At 67.0% G+C, this 1,933-nt stretch carries 2 protein-coding genes; both read left to right on the forward strand.

What is annotated here, in order from left to right:
* Positions 1 to 192 precede the first annotated feature (192 nt).
* Complete coding sequence (locus AC6RA4_RS25205) at positions 193 to 795, forward strand: TRAP transporter small permease (protein WP_500165024.1); 603 nt, start codon at positions 193 to 195, stop codon at positions 793 to 795.
* A partial coding sequence (locus AC6RA4_RS25210; RefSeq protein WP_500165025.1) for a TRAP transporter large permease occupies positions 795 to 1,933 on the forward strand: 1,139 nt, incomplete at its 3' end. The genes AC6RA4_RS25205 and AC6RA4_RS25210, both read left to right, overlap by 1 nt.

Consider the following 1,933-nt stretch of genomic DNA (forward strand, 5'->3'; position numbering starts at 1 on the left):
TACAAGGCCTTCCTTGAAGGCTCGCCGGACGGCCAGCGCCTTCTCGATCTCGCGCTCAGCGTCGAGTGACCGCTTGCGGGCGGGCCTCATCGGCCCACCCGACCTCCGACCAGGACGGACCACGCCGCGCGCCCGAGCCCCGGGCAGCGCCCTGACCGCCTGTTCCCTGACGCCTGACAAGAAAGCCCCGACATGTCCGGTTCCCTACACGTCATTCCCTCGGCCCGGCACGGCGGCAACCCCGTGCTGCGGCTGATCGGGCTGCTCAGCCGCATCTGCGGCATCGTGGCCGCCCTGATGATCGTCGCGGCGGTGGTGATCACCTGCCAGATGATCTTTGTCCGCTTCGTCCTCAACGGCTCCACCATCTGGCAGACCGAGGGCGTCACCTACATCGTCATCGCCGCCACCATGCTGGGCCTGCCTTACGTGCAATACCTGCGCGGCCACGTGAACGTCGACCTGCTGCCCCTGATGCTGGCGCCGGGCTTGCGCCGGGCGCTCGCCGTCGTAGTGATGCTCGCCACGCTCGCCGTCTCGGGCGGGATGCTGTGGTACGGCTACGAGTTCTGGCACGAGGCCTGGGACTGGGGCGAGACCTCGAATTCGCCGTGGAACCCCAAGCTCTGGGTGCCCTACCTGGCGCTGCCGCTGGGCTTTGGCCTCTACACCCTGCAGGTGGCCGCCGATTTCTACGCCATGATGACCGGCATCGAAAAGCCCTTCGGCCTCAACGAAGACGCCACCCTCACCGAAACCCACGCCGCCGACGCGGCCAGCGAAAGGGCCGATTGATGGATCCGCTCACCCTTGGCGCGCTCGTCGCCGTCCTGACCATCGCCGTGCTGTTCTCGGGGATCTCGGTTGCCGCCGGCCTGCTGGTGGTCTCGGCGGGCTTCCTGATCGTCTTCGACGGCATGTCCTCGCTGTCGCTGATCCCCGAGATCTTCTTCGGCAAGCTCGACAATTTCGCCCTGCTCTCGATCCCGATGTTCATCATCATGGGCGCCGCCATCGCCTCGACCCGCGCAGGCGCCGATCTTTACGAGGCGCTCGAGCGCTGGCTGACCCGCATTCCCGGCGGGCTCGTGGTGTCGAACCTCGGCGCCTGCGCGCTGTTTGCCGCGATGTCGGGCTCGAGCCCCGCGACCTGCGCCGCCATCGGCAAGATGGGCATCCCCGAGATGCGCAAGCGCGGCTATCCCGATGGCGTGGCGGCTGGTTCCATCGCCGCAGGCGGCACGCTCGGCATCCTCATTCCGCCCTCGGTCACGATGATCGTCTACGGCATCGCCACCGAGACCTCGATCGGCCGGCTGTTCCTTGCCGGCGTGGTGCCGGGGCTGATGCTGGTCGGGCTCTTCATGCTGTGGTCGCTCTGGTCGACCTGGCGCTCGGGCGAGGCCTCGGTGCTGTCGGCGGGCAGCTACACGTGGCGCGAGCGCATGGAGATCCTGCCCCGCGTGCTGCCCTTCGTGGCGATCATCATCGGCGTGCTCTACGCCATGTATGGCGGCATCGCGACACCCTCGGAGACGGCGGCCGTGGGCGCGCTGCTCTGCCTCGTCATCGCGGTGGTGATCTACAAGCTGTGGGATCCGCGCGCGATCTGGGTGATTCTGCGCGACAGCACCAAGGAGTCGGTGATGATCCTCTTCATCATCGCCGCCGCGGGCGTGTTCTCCTACATGCTGTCGTCGCTCTTCATCACGCAGGCGATTGCCGAGTGGATCGGCACGCTCGACGTCAACCGCTGGGTGCTGATGGGCACGATCAACGTCTTCCTGCTGATCGCGGGCTTCTTCCTGCCGCCCGTGGCGGTGATCCTGATGGCGGCGCCGATCCTGCTGCCGATCATCACCACCGCCGGCTTCGATCCGATCTGGTTCGCCGTGGTGCTGACCATCAACATGGAGATCGGCCTGATCTCGCC

Source organism: Salipiger sp., assembly GCF_059781815.1.